This window comes from Photorhabdus akhurstii (genome assembly GCF_018448925.1).
Classification (GTDB): domain Bacteria; phylum Pseudomonadota; class Gammaproteobacteria; order Enterobacterales; family Enterobacteriaceae; genus Photorhabdus; species Photorhabdus akhurstii.
The window spans coordinates 23,312-43,926 of record NZ_RCWE01000009.1 but is presented as its reverse complement, the minus strand read 5'-3'; the positions used below and the strand labels follow the sequence as shown (position 1 = coordinate 43,926).

The window sequence follows — 20,615 nt, the reverse complement described above, 5'->3', positions numbered from 1 at the left end:
CTGATAAGTAAGTAGTAATTGGCCGATAAATAAGCCCCAGCCGTCGCTGGGGGTATGAGTTATTTGTTTTGAGGATAGTTATAATGATCAGGTATTTTGTAATCTTCTGGAATTTCAGGCCACAAGTTCTGACTGTTTATTGATACAACATCGTCGATAATATCTGCATATAGATTAGACAGATTCAATGATGTAATCCGAACTCTTGTCAGCGCACATTGAATAGCTATTTGATCATTTTCTTCAATAGTTCTATTAAGTAACATCACTGCCTGTTTAAAATCATAAATATATTCCTTGTATTTTTCGGTAATATTAAAATTCAGATTTAACTCAGCTTGGATATTTTTCCTAAGTGAGAGTAAATTAATACAATAGCTAAGTTTGTTTAGAGTTTTCATCATTTTAATTTTCTCCCTTCCGCAGCTTTCGTTTTAGCATCATTAATTGAACCATCCAAGTTAAGCACAACTCTAAAATTTCCTCTTTTATCAAAAATTTCAAGATGATTCTTATGATCACCATCTAAGTAAATCTGGTCGCCTTTTTTGATATATTTATCAATGTCACTTTTTGCAGAATAAATACTTTGCCCATCATACATTTTACTAGTTTTTTGAGTATTTCCTTTAATCTGGCTCCCAAAACCGGATTGTTTTAGGAATTCATTCATATTACCAACAGCACCCTGATTCGGTTGATAAGGTTGTTTATTCTTCCTAATAATCAACCGACTGGCTGATATGATGGGCTATAAATTCCCCGTGTTAGCATATTGCTAACACGGGAGGATAATCATTCCATTGATAAGAGAGCACACAGATCCATTTGCAAGCTCTTAAATTTTACAAATATTCTTTAGGTATATTTGATATCTGCTCCTCTAGCGACCAATCTTCTGGCTTGGATTTTTCAGAGTTCCATTTTGCGCCTTTATCCAACCATTTGGATCTGTAATTCTTTAATGCTGCTAAAGTAGCGTCTTCGTAGCCAAACTCCACACCACAGCAGTCACAGATATCAAATGTTGGTGAGTCACCATCTGCACCCCACGGAGGATCTAACTGTTCTGCGCCACACACACGGCATACATACAATCTATTATTTTTGTGCATTGAAGTAATCCAAATTTGTTTCATATCCATGATCTACTGGATTTGGTTTAAACATTGTTTTCGGGACGCCATCCACATTTTTTACTGCAAAAATATTTGTTTTTGGATTGTAATACAAGGTATCACCATTAGCTCGGGTTTTGATTAAAGTTTCTTTTGGAGGATTTTTAATAAAGTCATGGGTGGCTTCGACATATTGTTTTGAATTTTGATATTCAGGGAATTCATTTTTATGTTTATCCCAGTGACCATAAGCATTTGCTACAGGTTCTTTTTTCTTTGTCTCTGTCCATATCTGAGTTTCTTTCGTTTTGCTTGAACCTACTGTGTTGCCAACATTACGGTTCTTCCCAACAATCGAAGCAACTGAAGCTTTACCGCCGATAGCACCATTAGTTACTTAAGAGAGCCTCTTCGGAGGAAAAATTTGGATAGTTCTAACATAGAGGCAAACTCTTATTGGAACAAAATACCGACTAAAAATCAGCACCTTGTTAATAAGCTGAACCCCAGCTTTTTAGCTGGGGTGATTGTTATTACTTCTTTTCAGGATAATTATAATGGTCTGGGATCTTGTAGTCTTCGGGGATTTTCGGCCAATCATATCGATCTGTCCAGCCGATCATTTCTATATCCTCACATATATTCCCGAAAAAATTGCTTAGATCCATTGAGTTAGCTCGTGCTCGATTTAAAGCAGCTTGAACAGCAATCATATCTTTCTGATCAAGTGCTTTTTGTAATAAAGAAAAATCACCCAATAATCGATTGAGACTGAGATTCAGTTCCTCATCCAGATTGAGTATGTAATCTACATTTCCTTCATCATATAATTCATGTTGGGGAATATTACAGACTTGAGCCAGTCTAACTAACGCTTCTTTTAATTCGTTCAATGAACTGATTCTAGTCAACTTTCAACCTCCTTCCCTTTCCTGCACGAGTTTTATCATCGTTTATAGTACCATCCAAGTTAAGAACGAACTTGAACTTATCTTTACTATCAAATACTTCTAAATGATTCTTGTGTGACCCATCTAAATATATTTGGTCACCTTTACTAATATTGTCGCCCATTTTGGTTTTAGCTTGATAAATACTCTGCCCCTGATATCGCTTGCTGGTTTTAAGTGTGCCGTCTTTAATCTGATTCCCAAACCCTGGTTGAGTCAAGAATTCTCCCATATTACCAACTGCCCCCTTGTTTGGTTGGTAAGGCTGTTTATTTTTCCCAACAATCGAAGCAACTGAAGCTTTACCGCCGATAGCACCACCAATACCGGCAGATTCTACGGCCTCTTTGGCTATTAGTGCACCTTTTTCCCAAGCGGGCAGCGAGTTATATAACAGCCCTAAATCGTTCTGGTTTTCTGTCGTCACAAACTGGCTGATACGATGGGCATCCTCAGCCGATAAGTTAAACATCCATCTTAAGCCACTAATAGCATCCGCTGTTTTTGTTCCACCTTCCATTTCGGCCTGATAGGTCAGTGTGCATAACCCACCATTCCCGGCACAGGCAGACAACATTTCTGCCCGTTGCGCGGCGCTCAGTTTGTTGTATTTGTTCCAGATTGCTTCGGTAGGCGTTCCTTGCTTATTGGCTTCCTGTAGCTCTCTGACCAGATTGTAGGCATTCATGGAGTTCAGGTGGTTAAAGAGAATAACAATTTCTCCGGCATTAGCCCCACTGTTAGCGCCTTTGGCGCTGTTGGTCGCAATGGCGCCTGCGACGCTGCCGATGATTTTTCCGCCCGCCTGAATTTTCATTGGATCATTGAATGTTTTATCCAATGTTATCGCGGCCAGTTCTGCCGCTAATGCCCCGGCAGCAGCCCCTTTGGCATCACCGCCGCCAATTTCCGCAGCAAGGGCAGAAACCGCCGCATGGCTGATAGCTTTTCCGGGTAAACCTAACACCTGACCGTTATTTCCAATCAATCCGGCTCCTTCGGCGTTAATCTGGTTGCCAATATTGGCAAGTAATGCGGTGGTGAAGTTGTCCTTGAAACTACCGCCATTAATGGCTGTACCCAGGCTGGAACTGATAATGGATTGACCTGCGATCCGTTGAGCCACTTTGCTCCAGTCGCCATTGCTCAGTTTAGGCAATGTCACTTTTGCCGGGTCAATTTGAGCGCCATTGGCGGCTTTATCCCATCCCATGACGTTATCAAAACCCGCCAGTGCGCCACCAATCGCCATCGATGTGATAGTTGATTTAACGGTGTTGCTGCTTCCCATCACTTTTAAGGTTTTGGATAAGTCACCTTGGTTATCCACCAAAGCTACCGCTGCCTGAGAAGCGAGTGCGGCCATGCCGGAAGCCGTCGCGCCGTAAGCGACTGAGCTCATGGCGGCGGCAGTGCTGGCAGTAGCGCCCGCTGCCGTCGCGGCTGAACCCGCGGTACTTGCGGCTGACCCGGCAACCGAAACCGTTAATCCGGCTCCCGCTGTCGCAGCGGCGACTGCAATCGCGATAACCGCAGAGACCACCGGATTCAGGTGCTGGCTTTTATAATCCCAACTGTCATAGGCATCTTTAACTAAATTCCATTGAACGTCTTTACGTTCGTTGAGTCCTTTCAGCCAGGCGGTTTCCGGCGTATTGCCGAATACTGACACCGCATTCTGTAACGATTGACCATTTTTGGCTTTGATATCCGCGCTAACCCCTTTGGCCGCCTCCACAGTAAATCTTCCGCCGATATGAATAGCAGGAAGAACCCATTTGTTTTCGGTATAGCCTTTATTCGTCTGCTTGATATAAAAGCCTTTGGAATGGGTAATAGTCTGCTCAAAGGTGCTGTTTTTGACCGCTTTAAAATTGACTTTACCGTGAGTACTGGTCAGTTTGGCATTTTTATTGGTGGCGATTTTACTGGCTTCATAGGTGCTGTCATCCCGGCTTAACAGATTGATATCACCGCCAGCAGTAAATTCAGTGACTTTGTTGGTGACATCATGACGGGTGCGTGTGGTGGTTTTCTTTTTACCATACCACCTACGTTTGGTTTCTGTTTTTTTATAATGGCTGGATTCTTCCATTGCCTGTGCGTACAGATAACCCCCTTTCGCCGAGACATCCATTGCACCTTTAGCCGCCAGTTTAGTGGCTTGAAAAAGAATACTGCCGTTTGAAAGGATGGTTAACACACCACCACTGGTTAATTCAGTACTTTGTTGAGTATAAGTTTCTGTGATGCTGTTATCTTTGAAATAATCAGCGCGATCTTTGTAGAAGTGATTACGAGCCGACTCAAAACGTATATCTCCACCAGAGGTAATCGTTATATCACCATCAGAAAGTAGCTTTGAACCCACGATGGTAATGGCTCCATTGGCAGCCACTGTCAGCTTTTTAGTACCACGGATTTGTGCGCCATAATTTCTGTCATCTTTATGTTCATCATAATGCTCAGGTCTGTCATCGTCATTGTAAGCAATTGCAGAGTAAAGCAGGGGCAGGAGTGTGATATTCCTTCCAGAAGATAATAATGCGTTATCGTTTGCATGTATCTGAACCGCCTTTCCGTTAATATCTGTGCCGCTGATGACACTGATATTATTTCCTGCGGTTAATCGGCTGCTTAATTCTCCTGAACGTGATGAAGGGAATAATTTACTCAGTGAAGGAGATAATTCACGGGGAGCCAGATCAATACTTTTTGCAGAAGTTAAACTGATGTCTTTTTCTGCGGAGAAACTAATACTCTTAGCCGATAAATTTCCACCGGCATTAATTACAATAGAACTTTTTGCATCCAGCTTACCCACTTTAGATAACATGTGATTAAAAAGTTCCTGCTCTTTAATGTAAGCGATAATACTGCCAATTCGTTTATGTGATAACAGTACTGCATTGTTATTATCAATGGTAATGTCATTATTTGCCGTCAAGGTAATATTATTACTTTTAGTTAAAAGCACATCCCGCAGAATAATATTTTTACCTGCGTTTAGCAATAAATCACCTGTTGCCGCAATGCTGCTGATTATTCGATTGCCGTCATGGTTGAAATATCCGGCAGTCTCATTGCTTTGCAATTTCAAATCAGCATTACGGCTGATAACAGTAATGTTCTTTCCCTTGATTTTACTCTGCAATACATCAATGTTATTAGCGGCGATCATAGATACATCACCACCAGAAATAACTTCCCCTGTGTTTAATGTAACAACGTCAGTTGCTAAAATAGTGATATCGTTATTAGCTTTAATAATATTGTTGTTGTTGATTTTACCTGAGTTTAAGACAATATTTTTAGCAGATAATGTATCATAACCGCCTGCAACAGTGATTTGGGACATTTCATTTATGTCATATGGCAGTGGTGTGCGAATATTAATATTATCTTTAAAATCAGCGACAAGATTACCGGCAGCAACAACACTGGCTGGTTCAATAATATTGCTTTTATCCTCCCATGTTTTAACGTTTCCTGATCTGTCAAAGTATGTTCTAATATATACGTCGCCACGGGAAGATACATTACCTTTGGTGTCCTTCTCAGTATATACAATATAATTATTTAGCATGCCGGTTATTTTGCTTTCATTAATAAAATTAATTCCTGTCAAGAAAATATCTTTACCGGCACTAATCTTACTGACAAAATTCAATAGCTCATCACTGTTGATATAAATGTTCTTTCCAGATGCTATCACTCCAGGTTGCTTGCTGTCAGAAATGATGGTTTCATTTCTGGCGTGATTTATATGAATTCCCCCATCTGTAGTATTATCTCTGCCAAAATCAACACGTCCAAACCATTTATCAGGAAGTGGAGTGATTAATTCAGCCTCATGAATAACCGGGTCTCCAAAATCACAGGTTTCCGTTTCATGAATAATCAGGTTTTTATCTGTTGAATCTGGCGTTAACTCATTATTTTTAACAATAAAAACATCGCGTGTATTATTAAGTTTTTGGGTCCTGATAACTAAATCTCCCTTTACCGTCTTTATCGCCGCAGACTTATTCTCAATCAGATTACTTTTATTTCCTTGAGCGTCCTTCTGTAACCACATATTATTGTTGGCTTGTAGTAACGCTTTATTACCGCTATTACGCACAGTATCGCCAAATATTCTCATATCCCGGGCCGCAGTCACGCTGCCTTTATTATCCAGTGTGGTATTTTCTAGGATAATATCCCGTCCCGCTTGTACTTTAATATTGGGCGCAATATGTGTTTCTTTGCCAACAATATTCAGGTCTGTTTTAGCGTTAATATTTCCCAATTCAATTTTGCCATTGGCATTTAAAGTAATATCACGCTGATTACTGGTTAACTCTTTCAGATTAACGCCAATGCCATCTTCAGTGGCAACCAGTCGGATTTTATTGGCGTACATGCCGCCTAACGCTTTGGTGTCAATGGCTAATTGTGGTTTAGTGCCTTCTCCAGCGACAGGTTTAACTGTGCCATCTTTTAAGCTGATTCGGTTAGCGCCTTGTGTCAGAGACAGGTTATTGGCCTGAATTTTTCCATTTAATTCCGTTGCCCGGCTGATAATATCGACATAATCTGTCGCTTTGCCATCTAACCCTTTGCTACCAATGATGATTTGGCCTTTTGTTACTTTCAGGGCTTCAAGTGCACCTTGTTTATCAAATTGGGGTTTACCCGTGGTCAGTGTTGCGCTTGAAGTATTAATAAAACCACAGCCATCACAAGTAATGCCATTAGGGTTAGCAATCATCACATTGGCTTTATTGCCGAAAATCTCCAACTGGCCTTGCAGGTTAGATCGTCCGTTGCCGGTCACTTCATTGATAATCAGTTCCGCCGCTTTTCCATGCAGATTAGGGTTAGCGTTAAGTTGCCCCGCCAGTTGTGATTTAGCCGCTTGCGTGGCGTTATTGAGAACGGCGCCTTGAGTGGCGACATTGAACTCTTTATAGGTGTTGTGGGATATCCCCGCATTATTCGGCGTGGCAATATTGACAACCGGGATATTGCCTTGGTTTTGTACCTGAGTATGGTTATTGTCCGGTGTTATTCCCGCGGCAATCGCCGGGTGTAGCGGCTGAATTGCGGTAAGGTAAATTAAAAGATAACTCGTGACTCTCGCCACCGAGTTGTTGCGTTTATTCATCGCATTTTCCCTTTTTCTTAATTTAAGTGTTACAAAGTGAGTGATATTGACCAATAAGTGACCCAGTGATCCGGTTTTAGGTGATCAGGGTGAATGAGGGGTTTCCCAATAGTGATGGTCTGGTTGAATCCCGGGTGAGTCAGTGATAAGCCCAGAGCCGCGCCGGTGACATTGCCGCCCTCGATTTGTCCGGTTTTTTTCTGTAGCCAGCCGGTATCCAGCGCTCCGGTTAAAGCGAGTTCCCCCAGAATAGGAAGCTCTGATACCCGCCAGTTCAGCTCGTTGCGCCAATATCCGCCGCGGTTGCCGGTGAGATATTGCTCTTTGAATCCCCGAACGGAATATTGCCCGCCCAGCGAGAGACGTTCGCTGGCGTAAAGGTTGTCTGGCGTGGTCTGGCCGTAAATCGATGAGAGGTAATAAACGGAGTCTGTGACCGGCATGAAATAGCTGGCGCTAAGACTGAATTTGCGAAATTGACTACGTGGCGCATCTGGAAAACGTGGATCATCTTTGGTGGCGCCAAATGCTTGTAAACCGTGGCTCACTGTCGGGTTAAAAGTGACATAGCTCCCCGCCAGCACGGTGCTGTAATTAACGCCAAGATTGATGATGCTCAGTGTCGGGCTGCTGATGGATAATGTTTCTTCTGCCAGTAAATTGGTGGTCCGACGGCGTGTCAGCCCCATATCCAATGCCAGTTTCTGTTTTCCATCACGATATAGCGTCCGGTTTACTGCCAGCCGGTGAGTCTGGCTGTCACCTGTGTAGCGATAGGTTTGTGAACCCGTCGGGATATTTTGAAAAGAATCATTCCATGCATATTGATAACTGAATAACCAGTAACCATAAGGAACCGTCACATTGGTGGAGAGGCTGCGGCTTTGATGGCTATTGCGGAAGTCACTGTTGTGGCTGGCAGATAATGACCACTGGTCTGCAAGGTGTAATGGATTATCCAGATTCACGCTGGTATTGATTTGCCCGACGCCGGTACTTTTTTGACCACTATTATCCGCTCCCAAACTGGCACTAATGGGTAAGCGAATCGATGTTCGTTTTAAAATAACTGCGGAATAACCCGATTGTTTTCCCGGCTGAATATCAATGGTCACTTGTTGAGACGGCAGGCGATTTAAACGCTCCATGCCTTGTTCAATATCTCGCAGGTTAAGCGTTTTACCCACTATGCTCGGAAAAGCCATTTTCAACGAGAGAGGTGTTTCACCGTCCAGGCTGACTGATTCAACTTTGCCTTCATTGACCGTAATAATAAGAACGCCGGAGGATAAATCCTGTGCTCTGAGTTCGGCCCGGGAAGTGACATAACCCCGTTCAATATAGGCATGAGTGGTTTTTCGCACCAATGCATTAATGTCCTGCAAAGATAAGCAGTGGGATAAATAAGGGTGGGTTAAGTGCTCTTTGACTGATCGAGGCAGGCTTTTTGCGCCGTCAAATTCAATCCGGTGAATGGTGTGGCAGATAGATTCTGCTGTACTCGGCGCCACATCGGGTAATGGAGATAAGGTGATGCTGTTGCGCAGCGTTTCCCGTTGCTGCCGGGCTTGTTGCAGCAATGCTTTTTGTTGTTGCGTGATCGCTTCTTGAGCCGCAGGGTTGATCGGTGTTGAAGCATGGGCTAGTTCAGAGATTGCTAGCAGCATAAGCCCTATTAGGCTTCGGTGATAAAGAAAACGGCTTCCCATAGATAATCTTGATAGTTTAATAATAACATAATTAAACTATTCTAATGTGGTATTATTTTCTTGTCTGGAAGAGATAGTATAAAATGTGATCGAGATCGGTTATTTAATCCTGCTAATGGGGAATCTGATATATTAAATTCCGAAAAGTGGCGACAGGGATGGAGATATCATCTCCTTACTCCAACCCGAGTTCTTTTAACTTCCGTGTAATAGTATTGCGTTTCCGACCTGGCAGTCGTGCAGTATCAGCGCGAGCATTATCCGACAGCCAAAGTGATCTCTTATGACGACACATCTCTGGCCTTTGCTGCGCTACGTAACGGTAATGTACAAGCCATTACGCAGGATGATGCTAAGTTAGTCGGCCTGTTGGCTAATAGCGCATGAAAAGTTGAAAGCCTGTTAAGATCAGGCTTTCAATTTGCAGAGAAAACTACTGATATTTTTCCGGTGACACAAAACCTACACAGACTATTGTTGGCTTAGTTTCAGGTTCGGGCTGGAAAAGGAATTCTTCCTTACTATTTATTCTTAATTTTGACCAGTCTTGCAAAACACTGTGAAAATCTTCTTGCTCGCAGGTTTTTCCCTTTGCGCCTACCAGAATAGCGCCGTCACGTGCAATATCGCTTTCCTTAACATGGCGGTTGTAGATATTCGGCGCCTGTTCTTCTAACGTCCAAGGTTGGATCGTTTCTGGCTGACTTGGTGCGTAGACAGTCAGCCACTGATGCAAGTACTCACCTCCGACATAATGGAGCGGAGTTGGATAGAGTTGATGCCAGCGTTGTTCCAGTTGCCGGGAAAAGTCTTTGATGCCTTCGAATTTATGGCCCGCACCGCGAACATTGGTTGCCATAATCAGCACATATCCCATCGCAATCAATATTGCGACGACAATCAGCCCTCTCAGAGTATTGCGTAATGATTTCTGTGGAAATCGGGTAATTGAACCCACCAACAACGCTGATGAAACAGACATAAAGGGATGCAGCCATTCTGTCATTCTTCCCCCTTTATTGAATGAGAACCAGCAGTAGATAATCAGTAATGGCAACAGAATAACAATGTTTACCAGTCGGTTCGGTTGTTCCTTCGGCCAGCTAATACGGCCGCCAAGCTGATAAATAATCATGCCAACGATAATCAGTGGATAAAATACTGATAATAGCGATCGGGTGGTATGTAGATTAAATCCGCTATCTATTTGTGAATCTACCCATTTGAATGCGGCAAAATCATTGTGCCACAACCACCAGAAGTTAGGCAGGACCAGCATAAACCAGATAACCAAGGCGATATAAAGCGCGGGTTGGCGGTAACATTGGCGAACTTTAGGTACAAATAGCGTCAACAGAAAAACCGAGCCAACCAATGCCAATGTGGAATATTTTCCCATTGTCGCCAGCCCGGAACTGAGAGCAAATGCCAGCCACCAACGTGGATTCTCATACACGGCTCGCAGAAAGAACAACATAATCCACGGCCAGAGCATAATTAGCAGATAATTATCGTTATATGGGATGATATCGAAGTTAATAATACCGGACAGGTTCAATGTCAGCATAGCGAGCCATGCCAGCTCTTTTTTCCCTGTCAGCCGAAATGCCAGGTGCCATACACCGAGCATGCCAATCGCGATAGCGGTAAAGTGAATGAAATACCAGTAAAAACTCAATGAAACACCGCTTATATGGATAGCAGGCAGCATCATTACACCAACTAACCACGGATTTTTAGGTGAACCCCATTCGCCGTTTTTCCCCCAATTCAATGCTTCGACGGCATCATAAGGCACGGTTGGATCGAATGAATAACTCACTATCATCCATAACAAAGCATAACTAACTACCCACAAGTAAACGGATTTATAACAAGAAGTATCAAAAATAGGCATATCGATTGATCATTTATTGAAGGTTAAGATTAATAGGATATTCGTTGGTGATTAAACCATGCATGAATGATAAGAGATTTTGGCTATATTTTTTTAAAGATAAAGAGCTATTCGCGGCGCTTTTCTATACGTGCGGTTTCTGTTAGATTCCGGCGCAGCAATACCCTGATAAACCAAATTGAGTAACAGGCTATGAACTCGTTAAAGAAAAAAGCACCAGCCAAAGCATCTGCTGGTAAACAGAAAAGAAAAAGTCGCGAAGAATTAAATGCGGAAGGGCGTGCACGTAAGCGTGAGAAAAAACATCGTGGCAATTCGCCCGGTAATCGCTATCAGGAGCAAAGTGGTGATAAACATCAGTCAGGTAAGCAGCAACGTGATCCACGTCTTGGCAGTAAAGTACCTGTTCCGCTGATTGTTGGGGAACAACCGACAAAACCTGTCGTTGCTAATAAAGTTGAGACAAAACCACGTTTGTCGCCACAGCAAGAATTAGCCATGTTGGAAAATGACGATCGTCTGGATGCATTGCTGGAACGTCTGGAAAATGGCGAAAGTCTGTCTAAAGAAGAGCATGACTATATTGATACCACGCTAGATCGAATTGACGCTCTAATGGAAGAGTTGGGGATTCAACTGGATGAGGAAGAGAACGAAGAAGAGCGGCAGGATGACATTATGCAACTGCTGAAAGGTAAATAATTTAATCTCCCATGATCAAAGGCGGATTAACCCTAATAACCATACTCATAGTATGTTATTTGCTATGGTTATTGGGTAAACTATGGCGATTATCGCGGCGTAAAACCCGGCTGCGCAGCGTCACAACAGCGCAACATATTAAGCATATGAAAGCGTTACGTTTTGGTGGGCAAAAACATCGGAAGGAATAAACATGTCTGAGCAAGCCATCGTTTGGGATCTGCCTTTGATCCAGAAGTACAATTATTCCGGTCCCCGTTACACTTCATATCCGACGGCATTGGAATTCAATCAACAGTATGATAATGCGGCATTTATCCAGGCTGCTACCCGTTACCCTGAACGACCGCTTTCTCTCTACCTCCATATCCCGTTTTGCCATAAGCTCTGTTATTTCTGCGGTTGTAATAAATTGGTCACCCGTCAAAAGCATAAAGCGGATGAATATTTGCAATGGCTTGAACGGGAAATTCATGATCGGGCGAAGTTGTTTTCTGATCGTAAAGTGAGTCAGATGCATTGGGGCGGTGGTACGCCAACTTATCTTAATAAAAACCAAATCAGTAAATTGACGGGATTGTTGCGCCAACATTTTGATTTTCTGCCCGATGCTGAAATTTCTATTGAAATTGATCCGCGTGAAATTGAACTGGATATGATTGATCACCTGTGCGGTGAAGGTTTTAACCGTCTGAGCATGGGGGTGCAGGATTTCAATAAAGAAGTACAGCGTCTGGTGAATCGTGAACAGAATGAAGAGTTTATCTTTGCTTTGGTTGCCCGTGCTCGCGAAACGGGTTTTCATTCCACCAGCATTGATCTGATCTATGGTTTGCCGAAACAGACGCCAGAAAGTTTTGCTTTCACTCTGGAGCGAGTATTAGCGTTATCACCGGACAGAATGAGTATTTTCAATTATGCTCATTTGCCGAATTTATTTGCCGCTCAACGTAAAATTAAGGAACATGATTTACCGAGCGCTGAGCAAAAGCTGGATATATTGCAAGAAACAATCGCAACGTTGACAAACAATGGCTATCAGTTTATCGGCATGGACCATTTTGCTCGCCCGGATGACGAACTGGCGGTAGCTCAGCGAGAAGGGAAATTACATCGCAATTTTCAGGGTTATACCACTCAGGAAGAGTGTGACCTGCTGGGTTTAGGTGTTTCTGCTATCAGTATGTTGGGCGATAGCTATTGCCAAAATCAAAAAGAGTTAAAAACCTATTATGCGGAATTAGAAAAACAGGGGCATGCCTTATGGCGTGGTTTAACGCTGTCCCAAGATGATTGTATTCGCCGTGATGTTATTAAAGCGCTAATTTGTCATTTCCGTCTAAATTTTGCCGATATTGAGCAGCAATATGGGCTGAGTTTTACCCGCTATTTTGCGGAGGATTTGCAATTATTAGCGCCATTGGTTGAAGATGGACTGGTTGAAGTGAATGAGAAACAGATCTGGGTAACGCCGCGAGGCCGGTTACTGATTCGTAATATTTGTATGTGTTTTGATATTTATTTGCGCCAACAGGTTCGCCAGCATCAGTTTTCAAGGGTGATTTGATTGTTCAGAGCGTGGTTTTTAAATAAAAAGGTTTTAACCTCGTTAAAGTCTTTTTATTTTACATTTGAATATCCGGTTTTACGGTTTTCATTTAACCTCATTTACCTAATATCTGTTTAAATAAAATGGCAATTACACAATTTAAATTACAGTCTCAAAGAAAAAAACGTTATTTTCAACGAGGTTTGTCAGCGGTCTGAGCTAAGCGTATATGCTTAGCTTTTTTTTCTTTCACTTAAATATGTAAGAACAAGAAATAGAACGACAATTACAATACTTCCTATTAAAGATGCAATCCACCATTCATCTGGGAAGAAATACACTGATACAATCCCACATATAAAAATGGCTATAACGGGCATATTTGACCACAATAATTCTTTAATAAATACATAAAAAAGATTTTTGAACCACCTTTTGCTAAATATTTTATTTTTCATATATAAATTCAATCATCCATCATATGTGCAAGTACGCGAGCAACTTCTTCTTCGCTGACCTGCTGATTCCTAAAAGTCTGATGTATTATATTTCAGGCTTTTGGTGAGTACGCAATAAGCTAAAACAACAATAACCGGCCAAATAAGTATAAGGACCGAAACCCATAATGACCAATGCCATACATTTACCACCAAAACTAAGCTACATATAAAAATAGCAATAATAAGAGGCAAAAACTTAACAAGTAGACAAAAAACGTAAAGAGATGCTATAACAGCGGCCACTTTGGCTGGAATCTCCCACAATCCAAAGTAATCACGGAAAACATAAAAATTGATCGACAATACTTGCATCATCCCAACGAAAAGAGAGTAAAACAAAATAATCGCAAAAATAATCCGGCACCACTTCATCATCTTAAACCAACCTTATAATTACTAGTCTGAATATAAATCACAACAGAGGTTGTGATTTTTTTAAATTAAGTTTTTACTCATTTAATGAGGCAATAACAGTAGCTTGAAATATTGCGTATTTCTTTGAGTATTTTTTATTGCGCGATACGGACACACAAAACACCTCCATATTCGGTCAGAGTTAAATCGCTACATACTCCTTGCTTTGGTTGTGTGTCCTACATTCTCAATTAGGTATATCAGGATTTCTGAGGTTACTGAGTTTCTCCTTATCAAGAAGCGCTATTCTTTTAGATACGCTCTGTTCACTTGGACAAAATTGTCGTTTTCAATTGGAGGGTGATAGATACTGCTCAATCTTGCCTTTTGTCGATTCTATTATCTCGATTGATCGTAAATTAATCACGTTTGATACTGGTTTTATCAGATAAAATACAGCCAGTCAATCAGTTATGACGATCCCTAACTTGCCGAATTGTTGACACGGCATTCTGTATTGGTCAGCCTTATCTGGTTAAATTTTTTAAAATCGGATTATACGGTTGATGCTATTATTGTTCAGGTTCATAATTGGGAAAATTTTTACACCGGTTTATAAGGTGGTACGTAATGGGCCAAGAGGCATACGAAGCTATTCAGGAAAAGCGCCTAAAGCCTTGGAAAGGTGAAGAGGAAGTTCGATACATTTGGATGAAGGCGATAGAAGATGCTACTGGATTTCATTTGAATGCTGAGCGCGGGCGTAAAGACTCAAGCTATAATCACGTAATCATTGAATTCAAAGCGCCGGGTTTGTTTCGTGGCAAGAAGGATAGCGCTGGCTTCAAAAATGCCATAGAAGAACGACTTCTGCCATATATACAGTGTGAGTCAACGAAAACAGGAATTCCCGAATCTGATTTCATTGGAATAGCTATTGACGGTGAGCACATTTGTTTTGCTCAGGTCCATGGTGATCAGATTCATACTCAACACTTGATTCCCTTTTCAACCTATGCGGTCGATTTGGTGATTGACGCTTTTGTCTCCGATACGCGAAAAGCCTTAACAACTGAGAACCTATTAGCCGATTTTGGACATGGGTCAGCAAATGCCCGTGAATTTATGCAAGCTATGTCTGATGGTTTGCTTTACTACTTAAAACAGCAAGGCAACAACAAAGTTAAAATGCTTTTTGAGGAGTGGAGAACTTTGTACGGCCAAGTTGCTGATATGTCGATTTCACAAACAGAGGCTATTAACAAAGAGATTGCATTTATCTGGAATGGTTGGCCGGAAGATTCTACATCCGCACGGCTATTTGTCATTCATACTTACAATTCGATTCTCATTAAACTGTTAGCTGCCGAGATTGTATCAGCACACGGATTAACATCATCGACTCAACCTGCTCAGAGTATGTCGGCGCAAAAAGATGATGATGAGCTGGTTAATTATTTAGACTATTCTGTCGAGAAATCGGCCATTTTCAGGGAAGCGGGCATTAACGGTTTTGTCGAAGAGGCTATTTTTAGCTGGTATATTGGCCTTGCTAGAAACAAGGTTGTTCCGGCGTTACTACCTTCCTTGAGGCGGTTGCTTTCGGTTCTATCGTTATATCGGCTTGATCATTTATCTAGGACAAGGGATGTTTTGCGAGATCTATACCAAGGTCTTGTTCCTGGCAAACTCCGGCAGAGCCTTGGTGAATTCTACACCCCAGATTGGTTAGTTGATTTTACGCTTCAGAGAGCTGCTGACGACACATTATTGGAGCAGCGTGTGTTAGATCCTACCTGTGGATCTGGGGCATTCTTACTGGCGGTGATCCGTAAAAAGCGTGAGCTGGCGGCAATACAAGGATGGAGTGTGTCTAAGGTCATCAAAAACCTATGTGATAGTGTATGGGGTTTTGATTTGAACCCGCTTGCTGTTCAGACTGCTCGTGTAAATTTCCTGATGGAAATTGCAGACCTTCTCGCTGCATGCCCAGGAATGGATATTGAGGTTCCTGTACTAATGGCTGATGCCATTTATTCACCTGCGGAGATCCCCTCTGGAAAAAATAGAATTGTTGAATACAACATCGGAAGTCAGGTAGCCAAACTGAATATTCACTTGCCTGTTGAGTTAGCCTTAAACAGGGAACGTCTCGATTTTGTTTTTGAACGAATGGGCAAAGACGTTGTGCAGGGACTAGAGTTTGATAAATCCAGTCAAAAACTGATAGCAGCAAGTATAGTCACCCAAGAAGAGTTATTAAACTGGTACAAGCCACTCCGACACACCTATGATCAAGTGTTAAATCTACACAGAAAGCAATGGAACGGTATTTGGTTCCGGATTGTCAGGAACTTCTTCTGGTCAGCGGCAGCAGGTAAATTTGATTTAGTTATTGGCAATCCTCCTTGGGTTAGATGGTCAAAGCTACCTGACCTTTATCGTGAACGTGTTAAACCAACGTGTGAAGACTATGGTATTTTTTCTAAGACCAAGCGTCATGGTGGGAATGAACTTGATATATCTGCCATGATAACCTACACAGTCTCCGATAAATGGCTGGATATAGGTGGCAAACTAGCGTTTGTCATCACTGGCACACTTTTTAAGAACCCATCGTCAGCAGGTTTTAGAACATTTAAATTAGATTCACAGCGAGAGGATTCTCTTTATCTTCAACCATTGTCTGTTGATGACATGAAGGAATTGAAACCATTTGAAGATGCAAGCAATCACACGTCTGTTGCTCTGTTTCGAAAATCCATCGTCTCTGTACAATACCCCGTGGCTTACAAGGTATGGTCAGCTAATCCTGGTCACAGGAAAGCTATTAGGCCCTGCACACCTCTTGATGACGTGCTGAAAGCTATTTCTCATACGACAAAAGAAGCATTTCCGGTTGGTGATGAAGGTTCTCCGTGGGCAATTCTTGCTCCTGGGCGCTTCAACGCGATTAAATATCTATCATCACCGTGTAAATGGACTAAAGGACGGAAAGGGATCACCACGGATCTTAACGGAGTTTATTTTGTTCCAATCTTGCAAAACAACGGCGCTCTCGTTCAGATTCAAAGCCGCCCGGAGGCTGGACGGAAAGACATTGGGCCACAGAAAACTCAGTGGGTAGAGCCCAATATGCTTTATCCTTTAATTAAGGGAGCAAGTGATTTTGATGAATGTTACTTGAAACTTGATGCTCCAGACTACGATGATGTTGAACAAAGACTGTTTACGTTCGTACCAAACACAGGTATTTCAAATGCAGAGTACGAGAGTGCGGATGTACAGTTGAATTCCCCTAAGATGAAAAAAACCTTAGCATGGTTTAAAGGGTTCGAGAGACTGTTACTGGAACGTTCTACCTATCGTCGTCAAATGAAAGGCGCTCCTTACCATGCTGTTTATAATGTTGGCGATTACACCTTCAAACCATGGAAAGTGATATGGCCAGAAATGTCCTCATCGTTTTATGCAGCGGTTGCAAGCTTTCAGAATGTACCTGTTGTTGGTGAACGTGTTTATATTCCAGATCACAAAGTATACTTTGCGTCCTTTGATAACAAAGAAACAGCATATTATTTGTGCGGATTATTGAATTCATTAACTGTTCAAGAATGGATTAACAGCCACAATGTATCCATTCAAGTTGCGGATGTATTCAAACATCTATCATTACCTAATTTTGATATTACTAACACGATGCATACTAACCTTGCAGAGCTTGTTGAAGAGGCTCATCAGTGTCACGATAAAACAGAACGCCAGAAAATTATCAAGCGAATAAAATCGGTCGCGGAGGATGTTTTGATCACCTGGAGTGTAACGCTCGTAGAATAACTGACAAAGATAAGTTGGCTATTATGGCAAACATCCTTAACTGGCCTGATTATATCGTCCTGTCTGTCTCCGAACTGGAGCATGATTACCGGGTACATGTAGGGACGGCCAACCCACCTACTCACTGCATCCACTGCAAGCATCCTGAAATCGTTGGTTTTGGCCGTCGTGATGAGGTGATCATGGATACTCCTGTCAATGGCAAGCGGACAGGGATTATACTGAATCGCCGCCGCTACCGTTGTCAAATATGTTGTAAGACGTTTATGGAACCAGTACCACACAAGGATGGTAAGCGGCAAATGACTCACCGTTTGATCCAATACATTGAGCGTGAGAGTCTACGCCGCACCTTCTCCAGCGTAGCAGAGGACGTAGGTGTGGACGAAAAGACGGTTCGTAATATATTTCACGACTCCTGCGAGAGACTGGAAAAGACCTTTAATTTTGAAATGCCTAAATGGCTGGGTATTGATGAAATCCATATCATAAAACCCCGGTGTGTTATCGCCAATATCGAGCTGCAAACCATTGTTGATATGCTTGATAACAATAACAAAGCCACTGTTATGCGCTACCTAACTAAACGAAAAGATCGCTATCAGGTGCGTTATGTCGCTATGAATATGTGGCGACCATACAGAGAAGCAGTGGCTACTATGATCCCTGACGCTACGGTTATCATAGATAAGTTTCATGTTGTCCGTATGGCGAATGAGTCACTAGAAAGAGCACTAAAGGCCATCAGAAGCGGCTTGACAGCTCAGCAGCGTCGAAAACTGATGAAAAATCACTTTGTGTTGCTGAAACGTCGCCATGAGCAGACAGATGCTGAATATATGCGATTCTCTGACTGGATACTCAACTATCCCGACTTGGGTTATGCTTACGAGTTGAAAGAGTCATTTTTCGGCATATGGGACTGCAAAAATAGGTATGAGGCACAGCAAGCCTACTATGTTTGGCTTAGACAGATAACACCTGAAATGAAGGTGTATTTTGACCCACTCGTTAAAGCTATAGATAACTGGCATGATGATGTTTTTGCTTACTTCGACCACCCGATCACTAATGCTTATATAGAGAATCTGAACAATTTGATTAGAGTGGTGAACCATGTTGGTCGTGGTTACAGTTTTGAAGCATTGCGAGCTGAAATACTGTTTACTAAGGGCTTTCAGCAGAGCAAGAACCCCCACTATCAACATCAACGGATTCCTGAGCAGGCATGCGGACCAGAGTCGGAAACGTCAATAAATTACGGTGTAGATATATCAGCACTGGTAAGAGAGATAGAAATGGGGCGATTATAGCCCTGTTTCAACCATAAAATTGGGGTATCCATAAATAGGCAATAGCCTGATTTGCGAATATATCCTTACTCCAACCCAAGTTCTTTTAACTTCCGTGTAATAGTATTGCGTCCCCAACCTAGCAATCGCGCAGCTTCTTGTTTATGGCCTTTGGTATGCTTAAGTGCACAATCAAGTAAGGTACGCTCCAATAACGGTAATGCTTCAGATAGCAGATCCTGCTGACCATTTTCCAAGGCATTTGTTGCCCACTGGGCAAGGAGCTGCGACCAGTTTTCCGGTATTGTATGTGTAGGTGTTGTATTTGCGGGTACGGTATTTATAGGTGTTGTGCTTACAGATGTTGTTGCGCCGGTTTCGGTATGGTGGGGGTCAAATAATTCAGGCGGCAAATCTTGTACCAGCACCTCCTGGCTTGCGGCCATCACAGTCAGCCAACGGCAGATGTTTTCCAACTGGCGAACATTGCCCGGCCAGGGTAAACGCATTAAGGCCATTTCTGCGTCAGGATGGAGAATTTTTGTGTCTACGCCTAGCTCTTTGGCCGTCTGTTGCAGGAAATGGCGAGTCAGGCGAGGGATATCCTCCACTCTGTCGCGTAAGGGCGGTAATTGCATACGAATAACGTTGAGGCGGTGGTAGAGATCTTCACGGAATTTGCCTTTCTGTACTAAACGTTCCAGATCCTGATGGGTTGCCGCGATAATCCGTACATCCACTTTCACCGGAGCATAGCCGCCAATCCGGTAGAACTGGCCTTCTGCCAATACCCGTAACAGACGGGTTTGAATATCCAGAGGCATGTCGCCAATTTCATCAAGAAACAGTGAGCCATGATTGGCTTGTTCAAACCGGCCATGACGTACCTGATTAGCGCCGGTAAAAGCCCCTTTCTCATGACCAAATAGCTCTGACTCAATCAAATCTTTAGGAATGGCTGCCATGTTAAGGGCAATAAATGGCTCATTGGCCCGTGGGCTGTGGCGGTGCAATGCATGGGCCACCAGCTCTTTACCGGTACCGGATTCGCCATTAATCAAGACGCTGATAGAGGAACGGGAGAGGCGGCCGATAATGCGGTAAACATCCTGCATGGCAGGCGCTTCGCCTATCATGTCTGAAACAGAGGTGATGATCTGTGGACTTTTAATTGATTGATTCTGATCGCGGGAGTGGCTAAGCGCTCGTTCCAGCAAGGCAACGGCTTCATCAATATCAAAGGGTTTTGGTAAATAATCAAAAGCCCCTTGCTGATAAGCACTGACTGCGGCATCCAAATCAGAATGGGCGGTCATGATAATGACCGGCAGTAACGGATTGCTCTGTTTGATATTATTCAGCAGGTTTAGTCCATTCATCCCCGGCATACGGATATCCGAAATCAGTACATCAGGAGTGTTTTGGGCCAGTGCGGTCAGTGCGCTGTCAGCGTCTGCAAAACTGGTACATTCCATCCCCGCGTTACTTAACGCCCGCTCCAGTACCCAGCGGATTGAACTGTCATCATCGACGATCCAGATTTTTCCCTGTTGCATCG

The 20,615-nt window shown here is 42.7% G+C and carries 12 protein-coding genes and 2 pseudogenes; 5 read left to right on the top strand and 9 right to left on the bottom strand.

All coding sequences use genetic code 11. From position 1 onward, the window contains the following. Positions 1–59: 59 nt before the first annotated feature. The 7 genes and pseudogenes from EAE93_RS12025 to EAE93_RS12000 form a co-directional block, all read right to left on the bottom strand. The gene (locus EAE93_RS12025; protein WP_036813713.1) at positions 60–404 is read right to left on the bottom strand and encodes a hypothetical protein; all 345 of its coding nucleotides are present in this window, start codon (positions 402–404) and stop codon (positions 60–62) included. After that, the gene (locus EAE93_RS12020; RefSeq protein ID WP_214039750.1) at positions 401–673 is read right to left on the bottom strand and encodes a hypothetical protein; all 273 of its coding nucleotides are present in this window, start codon (positions 671–673) and stop codon (positions 401–403) included. Before EAE93_RS12020 ends, EAE93_RS12025 begins: the two co-directional genes overlap by 4 nt. A gap of 172 nt (positions 674–845) precedes the next feature. Further along, positions 846–1,139: a hypothetical protein gene (locus EAE93_RS12015; RefSeq protein ID WP_235319498.1), complete on the bottom strand. Its 294-nt coding sequence runs from the start codon at positions 1,137–1,139 to the stop codon at positions 846–848. Further along, positions 1,102–1,431 (bottom strand): annotated as a pseudogene (locus EAE93_RS25310) (VENN motif pre-toxin domain-containing protein); the annotation flags it as partial. The pseudogene EAE93_RS25310 and the gene EAE93_RS12015, both read right to left, overlap by 38 nt. Positions 1,432–1,651: 220 nt before the next feature. Next, a complete protein-coding gene (locus EAE93_RS12010; protein WP_036813719.1) occupies positions 1,652–2,029 on the bottom strand; it encodes a hypothetical protein in 378 nt (125 codons plus the stop codon). Continuing rightward, the gene (locus EAE93_RS12005; protein ID WP_250151004.1) at positions 2,022–7,217 is read right to left on the bottom strand and encodes a DUF637 domain-containing protein; all 5,196 of its coding nucleotides are present in this window, start codon (positions 7,215–7,217) and stop codon (positions 2,022–2,024) included. The genes EAE93_RS12010 and EAE93_RS12005 overlap by 8 nt, the downstream gene beginning before the upstream one ends. Positions 7,218–7,246: 29 nt before the next feature. Beyond that, a complete protein-coding gene (locus EAE93_RS12000) occupies positions 7,247–8,926 on the bottom strand; it encodes a ShlB/FhaC/HecB family hemolysin secretion/activation protein (RefSeq protein ID WP_214039749.1) in 1,680 nt (559 codons plus the stop codon). A 249-nt stretch (positions 8,927–9,175) separates the two neighbouring features. On the opposite strand from EAE93_RS12000, the pseudogene EAE93_RS11995 reads away from it, so the two are divergent. Next, positions 9,176–9,304, top strand: a pseudogene (locus EAE93_RS11995) (amino acid ABC transporter substrate-binding protein); the annotation flags it as partial. A 55-nt stretch (positions 9,305–9,359) separates the two neighbouring features. Here EAE93_RS11995 and EAE93_RS11990 read toward each other — a convergent pair. Then, positions 9,360–10,823, bottom strand: a complete 1,464-nt coding sequence (locus EAE93_RS11990; protein WP_214039748.1) for an ArnT family glycosyltransferase — start codon at positions 10,821–10,823, stop codon at positions 9,360–9,362. A gap of 192 nt (positions 10,824–11,015) precedes the next feature. On the opposite strand from EAE93_RS11990, the gene yihI reads away from it, so the two are divergent. From yihI to EAE93_RS11970, 4 genes are all read left to right on the top strand, one after another. Continuing rightward, positions 11,016–11,525, top strand: a complete 510-nt coding sequence (gene yihI, locus EAE93_RS11985; RefSeq protein WP_036778455.1) for a Der GTPase-activating protein YihI — start codon at positions 11,016–11,018, stop codon at positions 11,523–11,525. A gap of 193 nt (positions 11,526–11,718) precedes the next feature. Further along, the gene (hemN, locus tag EAE93_RS11980; RefSeq protein WP_214039747.1) at positions 11,719–13,092 is read left to right on the top strand and encodes an oxygen-independent coproporphyrinogen III oxidase; all 1,374 of its coding nucleotides are present in this window, start codon (positions 11,719–11,721) and stop codon (positions 13,090–13,092) included. A gap of 1,466 nt (positions 13,093–14,558) precedes the next feature. Beyond that, a complete protein-coding gene (locus EAE93_RS11975; RefSeq protein WP_214039746.1) occupies positions 14,559–17,765 on the top strand; it encodes an Eco57I restriction-modification methylase domain-containing protein in 3,207 nt (1,068 codons plus the stop codon). Positions 17,766–17,788: 23 nt separating this feature from the next. Next, a complete protein-coding gene (locus EAE93_RS11970; RefSeq protein ID WP_036778447.1) occupies positions 17,789–19,078 on the top strand; it encodes an ISL3 family transposase in 1,290 nt (429 codons plus the stop codon). A 65-nt stretch (positions 19,079–19,143) separates the two neighbouring features. Here the strand turns inward: EAE93_RS11970 and glnG are convergent, their stop codons facing one another. Continuing rightward, entirely contained in the window at positions 19,144–20,613 is a 1,470-nt protein-coding gene (gene glnG, locus EAE93_RS11965; protein ID WP_214039745.1) for a nitrogen regulation protein NR(I), read from the bottom strand. Positions 20,614–20,615: the final 2 nt, after the last annotated feature.